This window comes from Kribbella sp. NBC_01510 (assembly GCF_045040325.1).
Taxonomy (GTDB): Bacteria; Actinomycetota; Actinomycetes; order Propionibacteriales; family Kribbellaceae; genus Kribbella.
Genome location: NZ_CP109418.1, coordinates 253,698 through 271,441, shown reverse-complemented (window position 1 = coordinate 271,441; position 17,744 = coordinate 253,698). Strand labels below are relative to the sequence as shown.

The window sequence follows — 17,744 nt, the reverse complement described above, 5'->3', positions numbered from 1 at the left end:
TCAGGACCCGTGGGGATCTCGCTGTCCCCACGCGCTCACCATAAGCGGCGGAAGGTAGTGGAAGTCAGCCTTCCCGCTGGCGGCGAGGAACCACTTGACGTCCTCAGCGGTCGCGTCGCCGGTGGCGACGATCCGCTGGCCGAGCTGCTCGACGCTGCCCCGCGTCCACTGCTCGCTGCCTCCGGTCACCACCGGCGCATGCAGCTCCGCGGCGATGTGGGCGAGCCCGGCATCGGCCAGCACGCCGACCAATCGCCTGCCGTACGACGGATCGGCGCCGATGGCAGAAAAGACGTTCGAGACGGCGACGTAGATCCGCTCCATGGCGAGCCGCTGGCGCTCGGGCGCGCTGACGTACTCCGCCAGCATGCCCGCCGTCGCACCACCGAAGTCCACCTCCTCGATGAGCAGCCAGCCGCCGGGACGCAAAGCGGTTGCCAGGCGCTTCACAACCTGTTCTCGGTCGGCCAGGTGCTCGACCACGGCCCGGGCATGGATCAGGTCGAAAGCGGCCTCATCGAGTGGATCGCTGACGATGTTGTGGGTTCGCACCTCGAGGTTGGCCCGGCCGTGCACATCGAGGAATCGCGTGTCCAGGTCGGTGGCGAGCACGTGGCCCGCCTCGCCGACTCGATCGGCCAGCCATATCGCGATGCCGCCCGCGCCAGAGCCGACCTCCAGGCACCGCCATCCGGTCGTGAGGCCGAGACCGTCCAGCAACCGGCGGGAAGCGCCGTCATAAAGCGACTCCAGCGCGGTCAGCCGATCCCGTTCCTTTTGCCATGCCTGGTCGAACACATAGGTACTCATGGCTGTCAGGATCGACGCGAACCAGCGCCCTGTCGTTGGGCTAGCGCGCAGACGTGTTGGCAAGGCGTGCAGATCTGCGGTACTCCGCAGGAGGCATGCCATGGGCGGAGCGGAATGCCCGGCTGAAGTCCGCACCGTTGGTGAACCCCCAGGAGGTCGCGATGGCTGCGACCGAGCGGGACGCCAATGCAGGATCGGCGAGATCACGGCGACACTGCTCCAGCCGTCGCTGCCTGATGTAGCCGGCCACTGTCAGGCCCTGGTCGTGGAAGAGCTGGTGCAGCGATCGCAGGGATATGTGATGGGCCGCGGCCACGGCGCTCGGGGTCAGCAGTGAATCTCCCAGGTGTTGGTGAATGAAGGCCTGCACTGCGGTGAGCAAGGCGTGCCGGCGGGCCTCGGGCGCGCCCCACCTGTCGAGCTCCAGTTCGTGCGCCAATCGTGTCGCCAGGACCTCGAGCGCGGCCGTGGACAGCCGCGCCGCCTCCGCTGGGCTGTAGTGGTCCACGTTGCTGGCCAGTTGAAGCAGGAACTGCGACGTCAGATTGCCGAGACCGGTGGTGGCCCCGAAACGCGTAGCGGTGAGGCTCGGCAGTTGATTCCGCGACAGCGGCAGCAGCGACGGCGGGAACATGAACGTCAACAAGCGGCTCGGCGCATCCCGGTCGACCGCGCAGGCCACCTGGTAGGGCCGGCGGGTGTCGTAGAGGGCGAAATCGCCTGTGGATATCCGCGCCTGCCGGCCATCCTGCGTGACGACGCTGGAGCCTTCTCCGCACACCAAGAGCATCTTGAGCAAGTCCGGATCCTGCTGCTCGATCAACTTGGGCGTGCGGATCACCGTGATCGGCATGACGTCCATCACCACGACCTGCAGCGGTCCGATGCCGCTGGCGCGGAACACACCCCAGTACGCGCCGCCTGTATCCGCGCGGCACTCCATCGGCACCCAGGTGGCGGCGGTCATCTCCCGAACGTAGTCGAGGCGATCGGCCACGGGTACTTCATCAGTGCGGATCAGCGTGCTCATCGGATTCTCCCACCCACGCACTCTCAGACTACGCCGCTGAAGCGCCGGCATTCGCCGGGATTTGGCCTCGATGGTGGGGTACGGCGCCGGCCATGCTGTGCGCACTGCCCCGTTGGTGGGGTCGGGTACGGCGACCCGCTGTGCGAGGTGTCCGCGACGGCGGTTGGTGAAGTAGTACGCACTCATAACCCAGAGGTCGCACGTTCAAATCCTGCCCCCGCACACTACCCAGAATGACCGCGCGGCCGCGGAGTGCTCGCCCGACTTCGACAGCTGGACTCTGGTGCTGGCGTGGGAGAGCCTTTGAATATGTCTTCGGCGGGGGGACTGGTGGGTCGGGAGGCCGAGCTTGGCCTGGCTGCGGCTGCCGTGCGCGATCTCAGCGAGGGCAGGGCGTCGGTGCTGGTGATCGAGGGGGAAGCCGGCATTGGCAAGACCCGCCTGGTGGAGTGCGTCGTCGACGACGCGCGTTCTCGTGGAGTTGCCGTGTACGGCGGCCAGGCACATCCCTTCGAGCGCACCCGCCCGTTCGGTGTGGTCGCTGCGGCTCTTGGTCTGAGCCGGCGGTCGCCTGATCCCCGGAGGGCTGCGATCGGCGAGCTGCTGGGCGGCCGGGGCTCGGGGGTGCCTGCGCTCGCCGCCGGCGACATCCAGTACCGGGTCGTCGAGGAAATCGTGGACCTGGTCGAGAGCACGTGCTCCGAGAGCCCGATGCTGCTCGTGGCCGAGGACATCCACTGGGCCGACAACGCAAGCCTCCTGACGATCCTGTCGGTGGCACGCCAGCTTCCCCTGGCCGCGTTGCTTGTCGTGGTGACGGCCCGGTCCTCGCCGCAGCCCGCTCAGGTGGAACGGCTGCTCGCTGATCTGGCGGCCGGAGGCGCGCGCACCCTGCGGCTTCAGCCGTTGTCGTCCGACGAGGTGGCCGAGCTCGCCCGCGACGTGCTCGGAGGATCTCCTGGCCCCGCCCTGACCGCCATGCTGGCCAAGGCCAGTGGGAACCCGCTGTGGGCCGTGGCCATCGTGCGCTCACTGGCCGATGAAGGACTGCTGCGCCGCACCGGGGACATCATCGACGTGACGACCTCGGAGTTGCCGGCCTCGCTGGGTGACCTCGTGGTTCGGCGGCTTCGCGACCTGCCCCCGGCAACGCTGGAACTGCTGCAGGTCACGGCTGTTCTGGGCGATGCCGTTTCGCTTCGCGACGTCGCCGCTGTCACCGGCCGGGCGCCGGCCCAGGTGGTCGGGCAGCTCAGCCCTGCGTTCGATGCTCAGCTCCTGGACGAGGCGGACGAACGCATCGTGTTCCGGCACCAGCTCGTGCATGACGCGATCTACCAGCACGTGCCGCCCCCGGTCCGCCGCCTCCTGCATCGTGAGGCAGCGGTCGTGCTCATGGCCGGAGGCGCTGATCGACTGGAGGTGGCGGACCATCTGATCCTCGGCGCGGAGCGGGGTGACGAGCAGGCGGTTGCCTGGCTGCGGGACGCCGCCCGTGAGGCGTCGGGTCGGGCGCCGTCGGTCACCCTCGAGCTCATGCGCCGCGCCGAGGCGTTGCTGCCCGGCGGTCATCGCGAGGCGGATCTGGTGTCGGCGGAACTGGTCCAGGCGCTGCTGCGCGCCGGGAAAGTGGCCGAGGCGTCGGACCGCGCGCAAACAGTGCTCGCCCGGCACCACGCCACAGATGTGGACACACCGTTGCGCGTTGCGCTTGTCAGTGCACTGGCCCTCCAGAACCGCACTGCCGAGCTGGTCGCCGTCGTCCAGGCCAGCCTCGCCGGCTCTATCCGGCTTCAGCCGTCCGACCAGGTGCTGATGCTGGCCCAGCAGAGCTGGGCTCTGACCTACACAGGCGACCCGCGGGCGGGTGAAGTGTCCGCCGGCGAGGGACTCGCCATCGCCGAGCAGGCGAGCGATCCGGCGATGACGGTGTGGGCACTGACGGCGTTGATGGTGGCGGTGGGCCGGCAGGGCCGCTTCGGTGAAGCGCTGACCCACGCCCAGCGGGCAGCTCTGCTGGCAGCCGACTCGCCCGACACGAGATCGCTGCCGCTGCAGCCGAAGTTCTTCCTCGGTCTGGCGCTGTTCGACTGTGACCTTGTCGGCGAGGCGCGAGCGGCGTACCGAGCTGCTCTGGACGACGAGTTCGGCGCGGGGTGGTGGCTCAGCGAGACGCTCATGGCCGACGCCCAGGCGTCCTTCGCCATCGGGGAGTGGGACGACGCTGTACCCGGCCTCATCGCCGGCGGCCAGGCCGCGCAGGAGAAGGGCAACCCACTCCTGGTGTCTCAGTCGCTCGCCTATCGGGCGATCATCGCGACGGCCGTGGGAGATCACCGGGCCGCTAACGAGCTGACCGCCGGAATCGCCACCTCGCTGGATGGCGACCAGCTGAGCTACAACGCTGGAGTCCTCGCCTTCGCGGTGGCCGGGCTGCGGGCGGCCGAGGACGACCATCAGGCTGCGTACGACCTGCTCCTGCGGTGCTGGCGGTTCGACGCGGCACGGGAGAGCCGTTTCTACCATCGCTGTCTCGCGCCCGACCTCGTGCGCCTGGGCCTGGCGCTGGGTCATCGTGACATCGCGGCCGAAGTGGCGGGCGCCGTCGCAGAGGGAGTGGCCCTTGCACCGGAGGTGCCCACGGTGCGGTCCCTGGCGCTGCGCTGCCAGGGCATGGTCGACGGCGAGGTCGAGCCGATGCTCCAGGCGGTCTCGCTCGCGCGCCAGGCGCCGCTCCTCGTCGAGCACGCCGGCGCGTGCGAGGACGCGGCGAGGCTGCTGGCCCAGGGTGGGCGGCGCGACGAGTCGGCGGCGCTGCTGACGGAGGCACTGGAGCGCTACGAGCAGGCGGGTGCCGATGCCTGGGCAGGCCGCGTCCGGGGGCGGTTGCGCGCACTCGGCGTCCGGCGTGGCTCGCGTGGATCGAGGCAGCGGCCGATGGCGGGCTGGGAGAGCCTCACCACGACCGAGCAGGCGGTGTCGCGGCTGGTCGCAGAGGGACTCACGAACGGTGCCGTGGCCAGGCGGCTCTACATCTCGCCGCACACCGTCAACACCCATCTCCGGCACGTGTTCACCAAGCTGGGCGTGACGAACCGGGTCGGGCTCGCCGCCGTCGTACATCACGCGGTCGAGTGATGTCTTCGCCGCTCGCGGCTCACAGAATCAACGCAGGCAGCGACTCGCGCTGCAACCACGGACAAGGGGTGTCACGGTGGACCACGCTGCGACGATGCGGAGTACCTACGAGCTGATCACTGCGGGAGACATCGCCAGGTTCGCCGACCTGGTCGCGGACGATTTCGTCGAGCACCAGGGTGGGCTGGGCTTTCCCACCACGAAGGAGGGGATGCTCGACTTCTTCCGGGCGTTGCTGACGTCGTTTCCCGACTTTCGGATGAACGTCGAGGACCTGATCTCCGACGGGGACAAGACCGTGGCCCGGGTCAGGGCCACGGGGACCCACCGGGGTGAATTCATGGGAGTGCCGCCGACCGGTACGGGCGTCGACGTGGAGCTCATCGACATCATGCGGTTCGACGGAGCCGGTCTGCTCTGCGAGCACTGGGGTGTCGCGGACATGCTGTCGCTCATGCAGCAGCTCGGCGTCGTCCCCACAGGCGCTCCGGCGTAGCAGCGGCCGGCTCAGGGTGGGTTGCCCGGAGCTTGTCTGTCGCCATTCGAGAGGAGAAGATCCAGTGCCGAGAATCGTCATTACCCACGCCGTCCAGGATGTCGACCGCTGGCTTGGGGGAAAGGCCGAGCGCGCCGCGGCCCTGCCGGGTGCCACGGAGGTCACCGACCTGGTCGCCCTGGACGGGACCAGACACGCCGCCTTGATGTTCGACATCGATGACCTGGAGCCCCTCAAGGCGTTGCTGTCCTCGCTTCCCCCAGAGATGGCCGCCCAGGCGGAGTCACATGGGGTCATCATGCCCATGACGGTCTACGTCGAGGCGTAGGGCGGGCACGGCACCAGGCGAGCCACAGGGCGGTGAGTTCCTCGATCACACTTCAGGGTGCTGACGCCAGCAGTCGCGGACGCCAAGCAGCGCCGAAAAGCTGTGCGTATGACGTCGCCCAGTCGAGCCTGAGACACCGCAGAGTTCGCAGGTTCATATCCTGCCCCCGCTACGGAAGAAGGCCCGGACCATCAGGTCCGGGCCTTCGCCTTGCTGTGTCTGACGTGGTCAGGCCAGCGCCTTGGTTTTCAGGGAGTCGTACTCCTCCTGTGTGATCGTTCCGGAATCGAGCAGGTCTTTGGCGCGTGCAATCTCGTCGGCCGGGCTCTTGGAGGTGCTTGCGACCTCCTGGATGTACTTGTCCTGCGCGGCCTTCTGCTGCGCGAACGCCTTCTGCTGCCGATCGCTCATGCTCCGGCCTCGAACGATGAGGTAGATCAGTGCCCCCAGCCACGGTACGAAGATGAGCAGGATCGCCCATCCGGCCTTTGCCCAACCGCTGAGCGAGTGGTCGCTGAACAGGTCCCACAGGCATCGGAACCACACCATCAGTGCGGCGATCCAGATGAAGAACCAGAAGCTCCACAGGAGCACTTCCCCGAAGTCATTCGTCATTGCGTCCATGGCCATTCCCTCCCAGACACGAGGGCACGCGCCGCCCGTGAGCGCCGCGTACCCAACAATTCACAAAGTCACCATCGCAACGACGCGGTCAAAACGCTAGCTTCTCGCCCGGCGAGTCGGACTGTGAACGGCCTTCCGGCGACTGCCAGTTCCACCTGCCGTCGAAACGGATCTACTGGGGCCGATGTGGCCACGTCCGGAACCGTCTGCGAGCACCTGCTGCGGAGCCGCTCAAGCGCGAGGCTCGGCCATGGGCGACCCGGTGAGCGTGCCAGGCCCATCCGGAATGGTCTTCGGGTTCTCGCCGGGCTGTCGGCGAGCGCGGCACCCACACCGTCTGGCCGCCGAGGTTCACGATTGATCCACTGGTTCATGGACGCTAAGGACCCCAGAATGGCTCAGCACGGTGCGCAGGTCCGACATCAAGCAAGCCCAAGACCTGCTGGTCGAGCAGGCCGGGCCGAGACGATCGGCGGGGTGCGCTCGTGGAGCCCCTGACCTCCCGGGCAGCGCCGGCGGCTCATCCCGCGTGGGCTGCTGCGGGCCATGCTGACATCGGCGGTGATGATCGCCCTCTACTACCTGCTGCCCTTCAGTCACAGGTCGGACAATTACGTGCTCGCCCAGGTCGCGATCGGCGTCGCGCTGCTCGCCGCGATGATCGTTTGGCAGCTGCGGGCCATCGTCCGTTCGAGCTATCCGGGCATCCGGGCCATCCAGTCCCTCGCCATGACGACTCCGCTGTTTCTGCTCTTCTTCGCATCCACCTACTTCATCCTGAGCCTCGACGACGCCGCGAATTTCACCGAGCCCCTGACCCGATCGGACGGGCTCTACTTCACGGTCACCGTCTTCACGACCGTCGGGTTCGGCGACATCTCCGCAAAGGCCGAGACAACTCGCCTGATCGTCACCGCCCAGATGCTGCTGGATCTCGTGGTGGTGGGGTTCGGTATCCAGGTGTTGATTGGAGCGGTGAAACGGGGCCGCGCCGGCTCCAATGAAAAGGATGACCTGACGGGAAACTGACGTGGCTGCGAGCGGCCCCGCCCGCCGCTCGCACACCGCCGGGCGGCGTCTCGACTCACACCATCTGTAGGAAACCCTGCGCCACGAAAGAAGGCCCGCGCATTGGTCCGGGCCGTCGCTTTTGCCTTGTGGGATCCGCTGTGCGCTGCGGACGTTCGCCTGATCGTGATGGTCGAGCGCCAGTCATGTCCTAGGCAGGCCGTGTGATGGTGCGGCCGGCCGCCGCCATGAGTCGTTCGGTGTCGGTGGCATCGACGGGCGGCACCGTCGGCGGCTTGATCAGACCCAGCTCTATGGCTTGGTCGTTGCAGGTGAGCGCGACGACGTCCGTCATGGCCGGGATCGACTCCGGGGAGAGCTCGATCGCGCGCCCTAGGCTCGCCGACAGGTCCCAGGCATGCGCAGCATTGTCGATGACCGCGAAGTCCACGACGACGGTGCCAGGCAGGACACCAAAGGGCGTGTCGTGCTGCGCGGTCATCACGCCGTCGCTGCGCCATAACCGCAGAGCCAGGGCGATGACCTCCGCGGCAATCGGGGCGAGGTCGCCCTCGTAGGGCACCGCGGCCATGGCCTCGTCCGATGTCATGAGGCTCTGGCCGGTGACAGTACCTGCCCAGAACAGTTGGTTCTTCAAGGCGTGGCTCGCCAGCCGGCGGACCGTCCAGGGTGGGCAGTTGGTGGCAACGTCCAGCTCACCCTCGTCGAGCCCGGTGATCACCCGCTTCAGCTCGTCCGCGGCGTACTCCAGCAGCGTCAGATGGTCCATCGCGTCCCCCCCGATCGGCTCGGGCAGCTCACCGGAACCGGGCGCGCCCGAGCGAACCCAGAATAGGGTCCGCAAACGACTTGATGCACCACACCCGAGATTGTCGGTGCAGACTGAGCCATGAGCCCCGGGCCGAGGCGCGGCAACCTGCCGCGTTCCACCACCACACTCGTCGGGCGCGCCGAGGTGGTAGCCGAGCTGGTCGCGCTGGTCCGCTCCCGTCAACTCGTCACCCTCACCGGCGTGGGAGGCGTCGGCAAGAGCCGACTCGCCCTCGCGGTCGGCGCGAACCTTGCCGATGAGTTCCCTGACGGCACGTGGCTCGTCGAGCTGGCCCCGGTAAGTAACCCCGACGCGGTCCCCGACGCGATCGCCACCGCCCTGGGCATCCCTCCACAAGGAGATGCTCGCGTCATCGAGACGGTCGCTGAGGCATTGGCCGGTCGTCGGCTGCTCATACTGGTAGACAACTGCGAGCATGTCCGTACGGCAGCCGCGGCGGCGATCGGGGAGATCCTCGCCCGCTCCGCCGTGCCCCGGATCCTGGTGACGTCGCGAGAGCACCTTTCAGTGCCGGGGGAAACGGTCCGGTCCGTGTCTCCGTTGACTGTGGATGGCACCGTGACCTCCGACGCGGTGACCCTGTTCGCCGAGCGTGCCGGCGCTGTCCGGCAAGGTTTCGGGATCTTCGACAAGCAGACCGCGGACGCGGTGATCGAGATCTGCGAGACGCTCGACGGGCTCCCTCTCGGCATCGAACTGGCCGCCGCGCGAATGGCCGCGATGAGTGCAGTCGAGGTGCGCGACCGGCTTGGTGACCGGTTCCGGCTGCTGACCGGACCCGAACTCGGTCCCGATCGCCAAGCGACGCTGCGGCACGCGGTGGGCTGGTCCTACGACCTGTTGAACGACGACGAGCGCGCAGCCCTGCGGGCAGCGTCGGTTTTCGCCGGAGGTTTCGATCTGCCGGCACTCTGTGCCGTCGCGCAGGCGAGCGACGACATCGAGGTGCTGCGGCTCGTCGACTCGTTGGTGCGCAAGTCTGTGGTGAGCGCCCACCACAGTTCCGCACAGACGCGGTACAGCTTGTTCGAGACGATTCGCGCATTCGCCGACGAGCGGTTGGCCGAGACCGCCGAACGCGACGCGGTCCGCGATCGGCACGCGGCGTACTTCGCCTGCGAGGCGGCTCGACGATGGACGCTGTGGAACAGCCCCGAGTGGCGCATCCAGGTCGACTGGGTGCAAACGGAGCTGGCGAACCTACGGGTCGCGTTCCACTGGAGCGTCGATCGCGATCACACCGAGGTGGCCACCGATATCGCCGCGCACGCCGCTTTGATGGGGTTCTCGGTCGAGCTGTTCGAGACCGTTGCATGGGCAGAGTCTCTGCTCGAGGCGGCGACCCGGGCCGACGTCCGGCGGCTTCCCAGGCTGTACGCCGCGGCGGGGTATGCGTGCTTCGTCGGACGTGCCGCGGTCGCGACCGAGAACGCCCATCAGGCGACCGTGCTGGAGAGTCGACCGGGCTACGAATCGTGCGAGCCCGGCTACGCGACGTTCATCGAAGCGCTTGGACAGGTCTACAGCGGGAACCTGGATCGCTACATCGAGCTGACCCGGGGCGTCGCGGCACTGGCGGGCGCCGGCCGGGCGTACGGGATCGCCGCGTACATCGACGGTCTGCAGTCTGCCGGACGAGTCGAGGAGGCGCTGGAACTCACGGGGGATGCCGTTGCGGCTGCACGAGAGGTCGGCAATCCGTTCTGGCTGGTCTACACCCTGTGGATCGTCGGGCTTGCCCACTCGAAAACGGACCCGCAGCACGCGCTGGAGATGTGGGACATCGGCGTCGCGCAGCTCGGCGAGCACGACATTCGCTTCTTCGAGGGCTTCCTGGCCCGTGACGCGGCTCTCTTGCACACCTCCGACGGCCAGTTGGAGGCGGCGCTGATCCTCTTCGACACGTCAATCGGGGCCTTCGTGCGCTCCGGAGCAGTGGCACAGCTCGTCATCACACTGGCCAGCCTGCCCGCCCTGTTCGAGCGGCTCGACCGTCCCAGTGTCGCGCGCACAATGCTCGGCGCGATGGCCAACCAACCGGCCAGCCTCCATCACGTGCCCACGCTCGCCGATCTGGGCCGGCGACTCGACGACCAGCTCGGCGACGAGCCGGCGGCACGGTTCGCCTCCGCCGGCGGTGCGATGGACCTCCACGACGCCGCTGCCTACGCGGTTCACCAGATCGACCTCGCCCGGCGTGCGCTCACAGCGACCAGCCAGCACGGGGTGGATCGGTTGACAGCTCGCGAGACACAGGTACTGCGGCTTATCGCCGACGGGGCGACCACCCGCGAGATCTCCGAACGGTTGTTCATCTCGGCGAAGACGGCCGACAACCACATCCAGCACATCTATACAAAGCTCGGGGTCACCAACCGTGCCGCAGCCACCAGATGGGCCCTCGACCGTGAGGTGGTCGTCCGGGCCACGGAGACCAACCCCGGGTGAGTTGAGCGTCGAGGTACGACGAGCTGCCGCGAGTTGGGGACCCGAAATGAGGAGATCTCCCCATGCGATGAATGCCACGACGGCAGAGGATTCTCATCAAGCCAGCCGAAAGCGCTGGGAGTTCAAGGGATCCGATCGAGATCCCGGCCAACTGAGGAGAACGACAATGATCCTGGCGACGACGAAGGTGAAGGACCTCGACCACTTCCTCGAGGTGTACGGCACAAAGGGCGCCGACAAGCGTGGATCGCATGGCTCGAAGGGCTCGACCGTCTACCGCGACCCGATCGAGGAGGACCGGGTGTGGGCCATCTTCGACTGGGACGAGGACGGTTGGACGGCGTTCGCCACCGACCCGGAGACTCCGGGCATCCTTCAGGAGGCCGGTCACCTGGGTCGCCCGTCTCTCGGCCAGTACCTCGGCACCTTCAGCGCCTGACCGGCACGGCGCCGGGCTTGCTCAGCGCTCATCACAAGCGGCGCTGACCCTGTCGTCGTACCGGAACGCCCCTCGGCCTTGAGGGAGCGAGCACACGGGGTTGAGGTTTCAGTTCGACCCAGAACTACGGAAGAGGCCCGGACCGATAGGTCCGGGCCTTCGCTTTGCGGGGTTGGGGAGTTGCGGTGGGTACTGGGTGGGTATCTGCCCGACTTCCGCTAAGGAGCACCCGATGTTCGCGATCATCGCTGCCGTCATCTTCGGTCTTTCGCTCATCCTCGACTGGGCCAACGTCCGAGCCAGCGACGCGTTCACACCACAAACACTGCTCACCGCCGGTCTGCTGTGCGTCGCACTCCACCTGGCCGGCGTCGGCACCTCACGCCGCTGGGGCCGGCGCCGCTGACAACTGCTGATCGACCAGGCGCCCGGCTCACACGAGCCGGGCGCCTGGTCGATCAGCGCCGGGCGGGGTGCGAAAGTCGGATCGTGTCGGATAGTAGATTCATCGCTTGCATAGGAAAGTGGCGGCCGCTACCGTCGAGGGATCATCCGGGCCCGCGACGCCGGTCTCACCTGGCCGCCAGCCGCACTCGCGCGAGAGGTCTGCGTTACTTGACCGCGAGCTCGCCCAGCTCGGACCAGTCGTCCTGGGGGACTTTGAAGTTGACGATGCGGGGAGTCTCCACCAGGTGCTGGGGGAGGTGTTGCTGGGCGGCCTTGAAGTGGGCCGAGGTGACGTGGGCGGTGGCCGCGTCGTCGTCGGCGAAGGCTTCGACCAGCACGTACTCCGCGGGGTCGTCCAGGGACCGGGACCAGTCGAACCACAGGCAGCCCGACTCGGCCCGGGTCGCCGCGGTGAAGTCTGCGGTGATGGACGCCCAGTTCTCGGCATGCTCCGGCTTCACGCGGAACTTGGCAGTGATGAAGATCATGACCAACAACCTAGCGCAGGGTGAAGCCGGTGCCGATGGGATCGCGCGGGTCGAGGCTGAACGTGGCGGTGCCGGTTCGGTACGCCGCCCCCTCCACCTCGGTGATGACGCCGCCAGCGGTTTCCTCGACCACGCGCCCGAGGAACGTGGTGCCGACGATGGAGTCGTGCCGCAGCACCTGCCCCGGACCCAGCCGGCCCTCGTCGTGCAGCAGGGCCAGGCGGGCCGACGTACCGGAACCACAGGGGGAGCGGTCGGCCTCGCCGTCGGCGAAGATGGTCAGGTTGCGCTGGTGCGGACCGTTGTCCAGCGTGCCGAGGTCGTCGTACAGGATGGTCCCGTAGAGACCGCTGAGCCGGGGATCCGTGGGATGAACGGCGACCGGGTCGAGCGCCCATTTGATCTCACGGCCGATCGCCACCAGTTCGGCGTACGACGGCGGTGTCACCGAGAGCCCGACCGACGAGGCCGGCACGGAGGCATAGAAGGCACCGCCGAAGCTGATGTCTGCCGCGACGTCACCCCGCGACGTCTTCACCGGCACCGCACGATCCACGATGTACGACGGAACGTTGCGAAAGGCGACGCTGGTCACGGCCCCGGCGGAACAGGTGACCCGGGCAACGACGCGCCCGGACGGTACGTCGATCACCACGTCGGTCACGCCATCCGGTGCGGCGGAAACCAGGCCGGTCTCCACCGCCCAGGTGCCCAGCGCGATCGTCCCGTGTCCACAGGCGGTCGAGTAGCCGTCCTTGTGCCAGAACAGTACGCCGAAGTCCGCACCGTCATCGTTGCCCGGGACAACGAAGCCGCCGTACATGTCCGCATGTCCGCGCGGCTCGTTCACCAGTAGTTGGCGGATCGCGTCGACCTCGGACGAGGTCTGGGCGAACACCCGCCGGTCCGGCACCGTCGCGCCGGGGACCTCGACGGACGTCACGATCCGGAACGGCTCGCCGGCCGTGTGGTAGTCAACGACGTCGGTCATCGAGATGCCTCCGCGAGTGCGATCGATCGGTCCCGCGCGGCTTCGGCCGCCGCCATCACCGCCGAGCGTACGGCGCGATTCTCGAACTCGCGCACCGCGGCGATCGTCATGCCCCCGGGACTGCTCACAGCGGCGCGCAGCTGCACCGGGTCGGCACCCGGCTCCCGCAGCATCATCGCCGCGCCGACTGCGGTCTGGATGACAAGCTCCTCGGCGAACGGACGGGGCAACCCGACCAGGACGGCCGCGTCGATCAGCGCTTCGGCGAGATAGAAGAAGTACGCCGGTCCGCTGCCGGAGATCGCTGTGATGGCGTCGAGCTGCTGCTCCGGCACCTGCACCACTCGCCCGACCGTCTGCAGTAGTGCCTCGACCTCGGCCAGGTGAGCCGGGGTCGCATGCGTCCCGCCGGCCAGAGCAATCATGCCCGCGCCGACGGCAGCTGGAGTGTTGGGCATGCAGCGGATCACGGCCGTCTTCGTGCTCAACGCCTGCTCGATCTGACCGATCCGGACTCCACCCGCGGCCGAGATCAGCAGCTGGTCGTCGGTGACCTCGCCGGCCAGGTCGGCGAGGAGACCGCCGACGTGGTGCGGCTTGACCGCGATCAGCACGGTGCTCGCCGTACGCACAGCCTCGGCCAGTGGAGGTGTCGCGATCCCGAACCGATCACGCAGGTACGCCGCTCGCTCGGCGGACGACTCGACGACCTGGATCTGGTCCGGTGTGTACCGCGGTGACTCACCGCCGAGCAGTCCGGACAACAGGGCGGTGCCCAGGTTGCCCCCTCCGACGAACACGAGCTGATGGCGATCCATGGCATGCACCTCTCGGACGAGCGAATGACGACGGCCGTAGTACATGTTACACAAATCTGAAGCTCTGTAATGACTGATACTTAGAATCCGAGCTGCTGACGGATGGTCTCCAAGGTGTGCGCGGTCTCGAGAGTTCGCTCGGTGTCGACGGCGGCGAGCGCCTGGGCCAGGGCGTCGGTGGTGAGGATGATCGTCAGAACCTCAGCGGTGATGCCGGTGACCGTGTTCGGCACGTGGATCGCCACGGTCACGTCGTTCGCGAGCCGTTCGGCGACCAGCGGCTCGCTGAGCAGGATGATGGCGGCGCCGACCGCCTGGGCCCGCTCGATCACGGTCTCCGCGTCGGTGGTGAGCCGGCCGGGGGCGATCACGATGACCACGTCGTCGCGGCCGACCGGCAGCAGGTCGTCGGCCAGCCGGAAGCCGGCCGTCTCGATGCAGCGGCTGCGGCGGCCAAGCCGGCGGAGCTTCAGGGTGAGGTGCTCGGCGGCCACGAAGTTCGCGCCGAATCCGTAGGTGACGATCTCGCGCGCGTCGGCCATCAGCCGGATGGCCTCGGTGTACGCGTCCATCGACAGATGCTCGTCGAGGTACTGGATCCGCTCGATCGCCTCGGCGATCACCCGGTCCCAGACGTGCTTCGGGTCGCCGCCGGTCGCCTCGATCCGGTTCCGCAGCCGCTCCTGCCGGTGCGTGGTCGTGAACGGTGCCGCGACCTGGTCTTTCAGTTCGGCCAGGCCGGCATAGCCGAGCGCCTGCAAGGTCCGGATCACCGTGGCGTTGCTGGTCTTGGTCGCGGTGCCGAGTTCCTGGGCGGACAGGTAGAGCAGTTCCTCGGGGGAGATCTCCGACAGTGAACGACAGACCGTCCGGGCTGCCGGGGTGAATTCGTCCCAGTGCTCCCGGATCCGGGAGCGGAGCTCGGCGATCGCGGGATTCTTCGTAATCCCTGTTACATCATCGGCCATCTGTGTATCATCCGATCTCATCGCGCGTGTAACGAGCAGTCCAGGAATTTGAGTTCTGTAACAGCATCGCAGACGAGAGAAGCCGATGACCCACACCTCCACCGTTTATCAGCGTGGCGCGACCCCGATCTTCGCCTCCCAGGCGGATCCGCGGCTGCACTACTGCCTGTACGTGCCGCCGCGACTGACCGACGACGAGCAGGCGCCGCTGGTCGTCATCCAGCACGGCACCGCCCGGTCGGCGGCGAACTATCGCACCCAGCTGAAGGAGTTCGCCGAGGACCGGGGCGTGGTGATCCTGACGCCGATCTTCCCGGCCGGGCTGGTCGATCCGGACGACCTGCACAACTTCAAGTTCATCGAGTACGAAGGGATCCGGTTCGACCGGATGCTGCTGGCGATCGTGGACGAGGTCGCGGCCCGGTTCCCGGTGGCGGCGGAGCGGTTCTACCTGCACGGCTTCTCCGGCGGAGGGCAGTTCACGCACCGGTTCCTCTACCTGCATCCGGAACGCCTCGCCGCCGCGTCGATCGGCGCGCCGGGCCGGATCACCCAGCTGGACGACACGCTGCCGTGGTGGCTGGGGACGAAGGGCTTCGAGGAGAAGTTCGGTCAGTCGATCGACTTCGACGCGTTGCGCCGGGTGCCGATCCAGCTCGTGGTCGGCTCCGAGGACGTCGAGACCTGGGAGATCATGAACCGCGGCGAGTCCAACTGGATGGACGGCGCCGAACTCACCGGCACCACCCGGATCGAACGCCTCCGCACTCTCGAGGCGAACTACCGCTCCCACCGCCTCGACATCACCTTCGACGTGGTCGAGGGCGCTGCCCACTCCGGCCGCAAGATCCTCCCCACCGTCGAACGCTTCTTCACCGACCAGCTCAAGAACCGGTAAGCCCCACGTACGTCGGCCGGCTCAAGAACCGGTAAGCCCTAAGTACGTCAGTACGGCGAGCACCCGGCGGTTGCTCGTGTCGTCGTCGACAATGCCGAGCTTCCCGAACAGCGAGGTGGTGTGCTTGCTGATGGCGCTCTCGCTGAGGAACAGCCGTTCGCGGATGGCCTGGTTGGAGAGTCCCTCCGCCATCAGACTGAGCACGTCGCGTTCGCGTTCGGTGAGCCGGTCGAGCCGCTTGGTCGACGTACCGCTGGAGAGCAGTTTGGAGATCACGGCCGGGTCCATCGCGGTCCCGCCGGCGGCGACTCGCTCCAGTGCGTCGATGAACTGGTCAGCCTCGAACACGCTCTCCTTGAGCAGATACCCGACGCCGGCCGCGCCGTCGGTCAGGAGCTCGCGGGCGTACAGCTGCTCGACGTGCTGGGACAGGATCAGGACCGGTAGGCCGGGCACTTCGCGACGGGCGGCGAGTGCCGCGCGGAGACCTTCATCGGACTGTGTCGGTGGCATCCGGACGTCGATGACGGAGACGTCCGGCCGCCACTTGAGCAGTGCGCCGAGGGTCTCGGGCCCGGTGGTCGCGGTCGCCACCACCTCGTGCCCGTAGGCCTCGAGCAGGCGCACCATTCCGTCCCGCAGCAGGTAGAGGTCTTCGGCTACAAGGATTCGCATGGCACCGTCATCCTCGCACGTGTCGGACCGCCTGCCGGGCTGCTGATCTCCAAGGTGCCGTCGAAGGCGGAAAGCCTCCGGCGTAGGCCCGCGATTCCGCCTCCCGCATCCCCGTCCGCGCCGCCCCGGCCGTTGTCCTCCACCAGCACGACAAGGGCAATCTCCTCGCGGCCGATCGTGATCTGAGCCTCGGTGGCCCGGGAGTGCTTCACGGCGTTGGTCACTAGCTCGGCGATTCCGAAGTACAGAGCGGACTCGATCGGCGGATCCAATCTCAGCTCACCGTCAGCCACAACGGAAGTTTCGAGCGGGCTGTCCATCGCCAGCGCACGCACGGCATCGACCAGGCCGCGCTCGTTGAGCACCGGCGGGTTGATCCCACGCACAAGTTCGCGCAGCTCGGACAGGGAGGTTGCCGCGCCGACCCGCGCTTCCTTCAACAGCGCCTTGGCCTGGCGTGGGTCCGTCTCCATCAACTTCTCCGCTGTCGCGAGCGAAAGGCCGAGCGCGACCAGCCGTGCCTGCGCTCCATCGTGCAGATCCCGCTCGATCCGGCGGATCTCGGCGGCCTGCGCGATCGTCGCATCGGCACGCTGTGCGGTCAGCTCGTCGACCCGATCCGACAGGGCCATCGCCGGCGTCGGGCGCAGGAACCGTACGGCGACCGGCGCGAAGACCCGCCAGGCGTACGGCGCACTCACGCCCGCCACCACCAAACCGGCCACTCCGAGCAGCGGCATCGACCGAGTGAACCCAAGGACCGCTGCCACAACGCCGGCCGGCGGAACCGCGGCAGTCAGGCTGGCGGTGACCACCAGAACCGCCGCGAACCTCAGATCACGCCAGTTCGCCGGGTCCATCCACCGCACGCGCATGGCCAGATCCTTCTCGGCATCCCGGCGACTCCGCTCGTACGAGTACCCGTTCCACCAATAGCCAGTGGACAGCTGCGTCACCGGTCCGAGCTCCCGATAACCGGCCGGGATGACAGTGCCGGTCCACCGGACTACGAGTGAGCGGGCCATCCGGCACACCGGCCGGAGAAGCAGGAGAGTCCCGACGCAGGCCCACACGAGCGGCGCGATCCACGTCCACGGGTTCCCCCACCAGATCGCAACGGCCACAGCGGAAGCCCAGACGGCAGGCACCAGCACGCTGACGACCAGTACGACGCACGCCCGGACGAACCCGACGCAGGCACTCGCTACCCACGACATCAGAACCCTCTTCCTCGCTTCGGTTGGTGACTTCACTCTGCACCAACCGGACCGCGAATTCGGCCAGA

General features: G+C 67.7%; 18 protein-coding genes. 8 read left to right on the top strand and 10 right to left on the bottom strand.

Annotation, left to right across the window (positions count from 1 at the left end; all coding sequences use genetic code 11):
- A complete protein-coding gene (locus OG558_RS01305) occupies positions 1-810 on the bottom strand; it encodes a class I SAM-dependent methyltransferase (RefSeq protein ID WP_405068575.1) in 810 nt (269 codons plus the stop codon).
- A 40-nt stretch (positions 811-850) separates the two neighbouring features.
- Positions 851-1,840, bottom strand: coding sequence for a helix-turn-helix domain-containing protein (locus OG558_RS01300; RefSeq protein ID WP_405068574.1), 990 nt, complete (start codon positions 1,838-1,840; stop codon positions 851-853).
- A 309-nt stretch (positions 1,841-2,149) separates the two neighbouring features.
- On the opposite strand from OG558_RS01300, the gene OG558_RS01295 reads away from it, so the two are divergent.
- The 3 genes from OG558_RS01295 to OG558_RS01285 all read left to right on the top strand — a co-directional run bounded on the left by OG558_RS01295 (position 2,150) and on the right by OG558_RS01285 (position 5,802).
- A complete protein-coding gene (locus OG558_RS01295; RefSeq protein ID WP_405068573.1) occupies positions 2,150-4,978 on the top strand; it encodes a helix-turn-helix transcriptional regulator in 2,829 nt (942 codons plus the stop codon).
- A 94-nt stretch (positions 4,979-5,072) separates the two neighbouring features.
- On the top strand, positions 5,073-5,474 hold the full coding sequence (locus OG558_RS01290; RefSeq protein WP_329480923.1) for an ester cyclase: 402 nt from the start codon (positions 5,073-5,075) through the stop codon (positions 5,472-5,474).
- 64 nt (positions 5,475-5,538) lie between these two features.
- The gene (locus tag OG558_RS01285; RefSeq protein WP_329480921.1) at positions 5,539-5,802 is read left to right on the top strand and encodes a hypothetical protein; all 264 of its coding nucleotides are present in this window, start codon (positions 5,539-5,541) and stop codon (positions 5,800-5,802) included.
- Positions 5,803-6,030: 228 nt separating this feature from the next.
- On the opposite strand, the gene OG558_RS01280 is transcribed toward OG558_RS01285, so the two are convergent.
- Positions 6,031-6,426, bottom strand: coding sequence for an SHOCT domain-containing protein (locus tag OG558_RS01280; protein ID WP_329480919.1), 396 nt, complete (start codon positions 6,424-6,426; stop codon positions 6,031-6,033).
- Positions 6,427-6,972: 546 nt separating this feature from the next.
- Here OG558_RS01280 and OG558_RS01275 point away from each other — a divergent pair.
- Complete coding sequence (locus OG558_RS01275; RefSeq protein WP_405068572.1) at positions 6,973-7,455, top strand: potassium channel family protein; 483 nt, start codon at positions 6,973-6,975, stop codon at positions 7,453-7,455.
- 190 nt (positions 7,456-7,645) lie between these two features.
- On the opposite strand, the gene OG558_RS01270 is transcribed toward OG558_RS01275, so the two are convergent.
- A complete protein-coding gene (locus OG558_RS01270) occupies positions 7,646-8,224 on the bottom strand; it encodes a TIGR03086 family metal-binding protein (RefSeq protein ID WP_329480915.1) in 579 nt (192 codons plus the stop codon).
- Positions 8,225-8,344: 120 nt separating this feature from the next.
- On the opposite strand from OG558_RS01270, the gene OG558_RS01265 reads away from it, so the two are divergent.
- From OG558_RS01265 to OG558_RS01255, 3 genes are all read left to right on the top strand, one after another.
- Positions 8,345-10,735: a LuxR C-terminal-related transcriptional regulator gene (locus tag OG558_RS01265; RefSeq protein WP_405068571.1), complete on the top strand. Its 2,391-nt coding sequence runs from the start codon at positions 8,345-8,347 to the stop codon at positions 10,733-10,735.
- Between the two features lie 166 nt (positions 10,736-10,901).
- Entirely contained in the window at positions 10,902-11,174 is a 273-nt protein-coding gene (locus tag OG558_RS01260; protein ID WP_405068570.1) for a hypothetical protein, read from the top strand.
- A 232-nt stretch (positions 11,175-11,406) separates the two neighbouring features.
- The gene (locus tag OG558_RS01255) at positions 11,407-11,580 is read left to right on the top strand and encodes a hypothetical protein (RefSeq protein ID WP_328518681.1); all 174 of its coding nucleotides are present in this window, start codon (positions 11,407-11,409) and stop codon (positions 11,578-11,580) included.
- Positions 11,581-11,785: 205 nt separating this feature from the next.
- On the opposite strand, the gene OG558_RS01250 is transcribed toward OG558_RS01255, so the two are convergent.
- The 4 genes from OG558_RS01250 to OG558_RS01235 form a co-directional block, all read right to left on the bottom strand.
- Complete coding sequence (locus tag OG558_RS01250) at positions 11,786-12,109, bottom strand: putative quinol monooxygenase (RefSeq protein WP_328518687.1); 324 nt, start codon at positions 12,107-12,109, stop codon at positions 11,786-11,788.
- 10 nt (positions 12,110-12,119) lie between these two features.
- Complete coding sequence (locus tag OG558_RS01245; RefSeq protein ID WP_405068569.1) at positions 12,120-13,100, bottom strand: proline racemase family protein; 981 nt, start codon at positions 13,098-13,100, stop codon at positions 12,120-12,122.
- A complete protein-coding gene (gene proC / locus OG558_RS01240; protein ID WP_405068568.1) occupies positions 13,097-13,918 on the bottom strand; it encodes a pyrroline-5-carboxylate reductase in 822 nt (273 codons plus the stop codon). Before proC ends, OG558_RS01245 begins: the two co-directional genes overlap by 4 nt.
- Positions 13,919-13,998: 80 nt before the next feature.
- Positions 13,999-14,886 carry a MurR/RpiR family transcriptional regulator gene (locus OG558_RS01235; protein WP_329480903.1) on the bottom strand — a complete coding sequence of 296 codons (888 nt, stop codon included), beginning with the start codon at positions 14,884-14,886 and terminating at the stop codon, positions 13,999-14,001.
- Positions 14,887-14,971: 85 nt separating this feature from the next.
- On the opposite strand from OG558_RS01235, the gene OG558_RS01230 reads away from it, so the two are divergent.
- The gene (locus OG558_RS01230; protein WP_405068567.1) at positions 14,972-15,784 is read left to right on the top strand and encodes an alpha/beta hydrolase; all 813 of its coding nucleotides are present in this window, start codon (positions 14,972-14,974) and stop codon (positions 15,782-15,784) included.
- A gap of 21 nt (positions 15,785-15,805) precedes the next feature.
- On the opposite strand, the gene OG558_RS01225 is transcribed toward OG558_RS01230, so the two are convergent.
- The gene (locus OG558_RS01225) at positions 15,806-16,459 is read right to left on the bottom strand and encodes a response regulator (RefSeq protein ID WP_405068566.1); all 654 of its coding nucleotides are present in this window, start codon (positions 16,457-16,459) and stop codon (positions 15,806-15,808) included.
- Complete coding sequence (locus OG558_RS01220) at positions 16,444-17,676, bottom strand: sensor histidine kinase (RefSeq protein ID WP_405068565.1); 1,233 nt, start codon at positions 17,674-17,676, stop codon at positions 16,444-16,446. Before OG558_RS01220 ends, OG558_RS01225 begins: the two co-directional genes overlap by 16 nt.
- Positions 17,677-17,744: the final 68 nt, after the last annotated feature.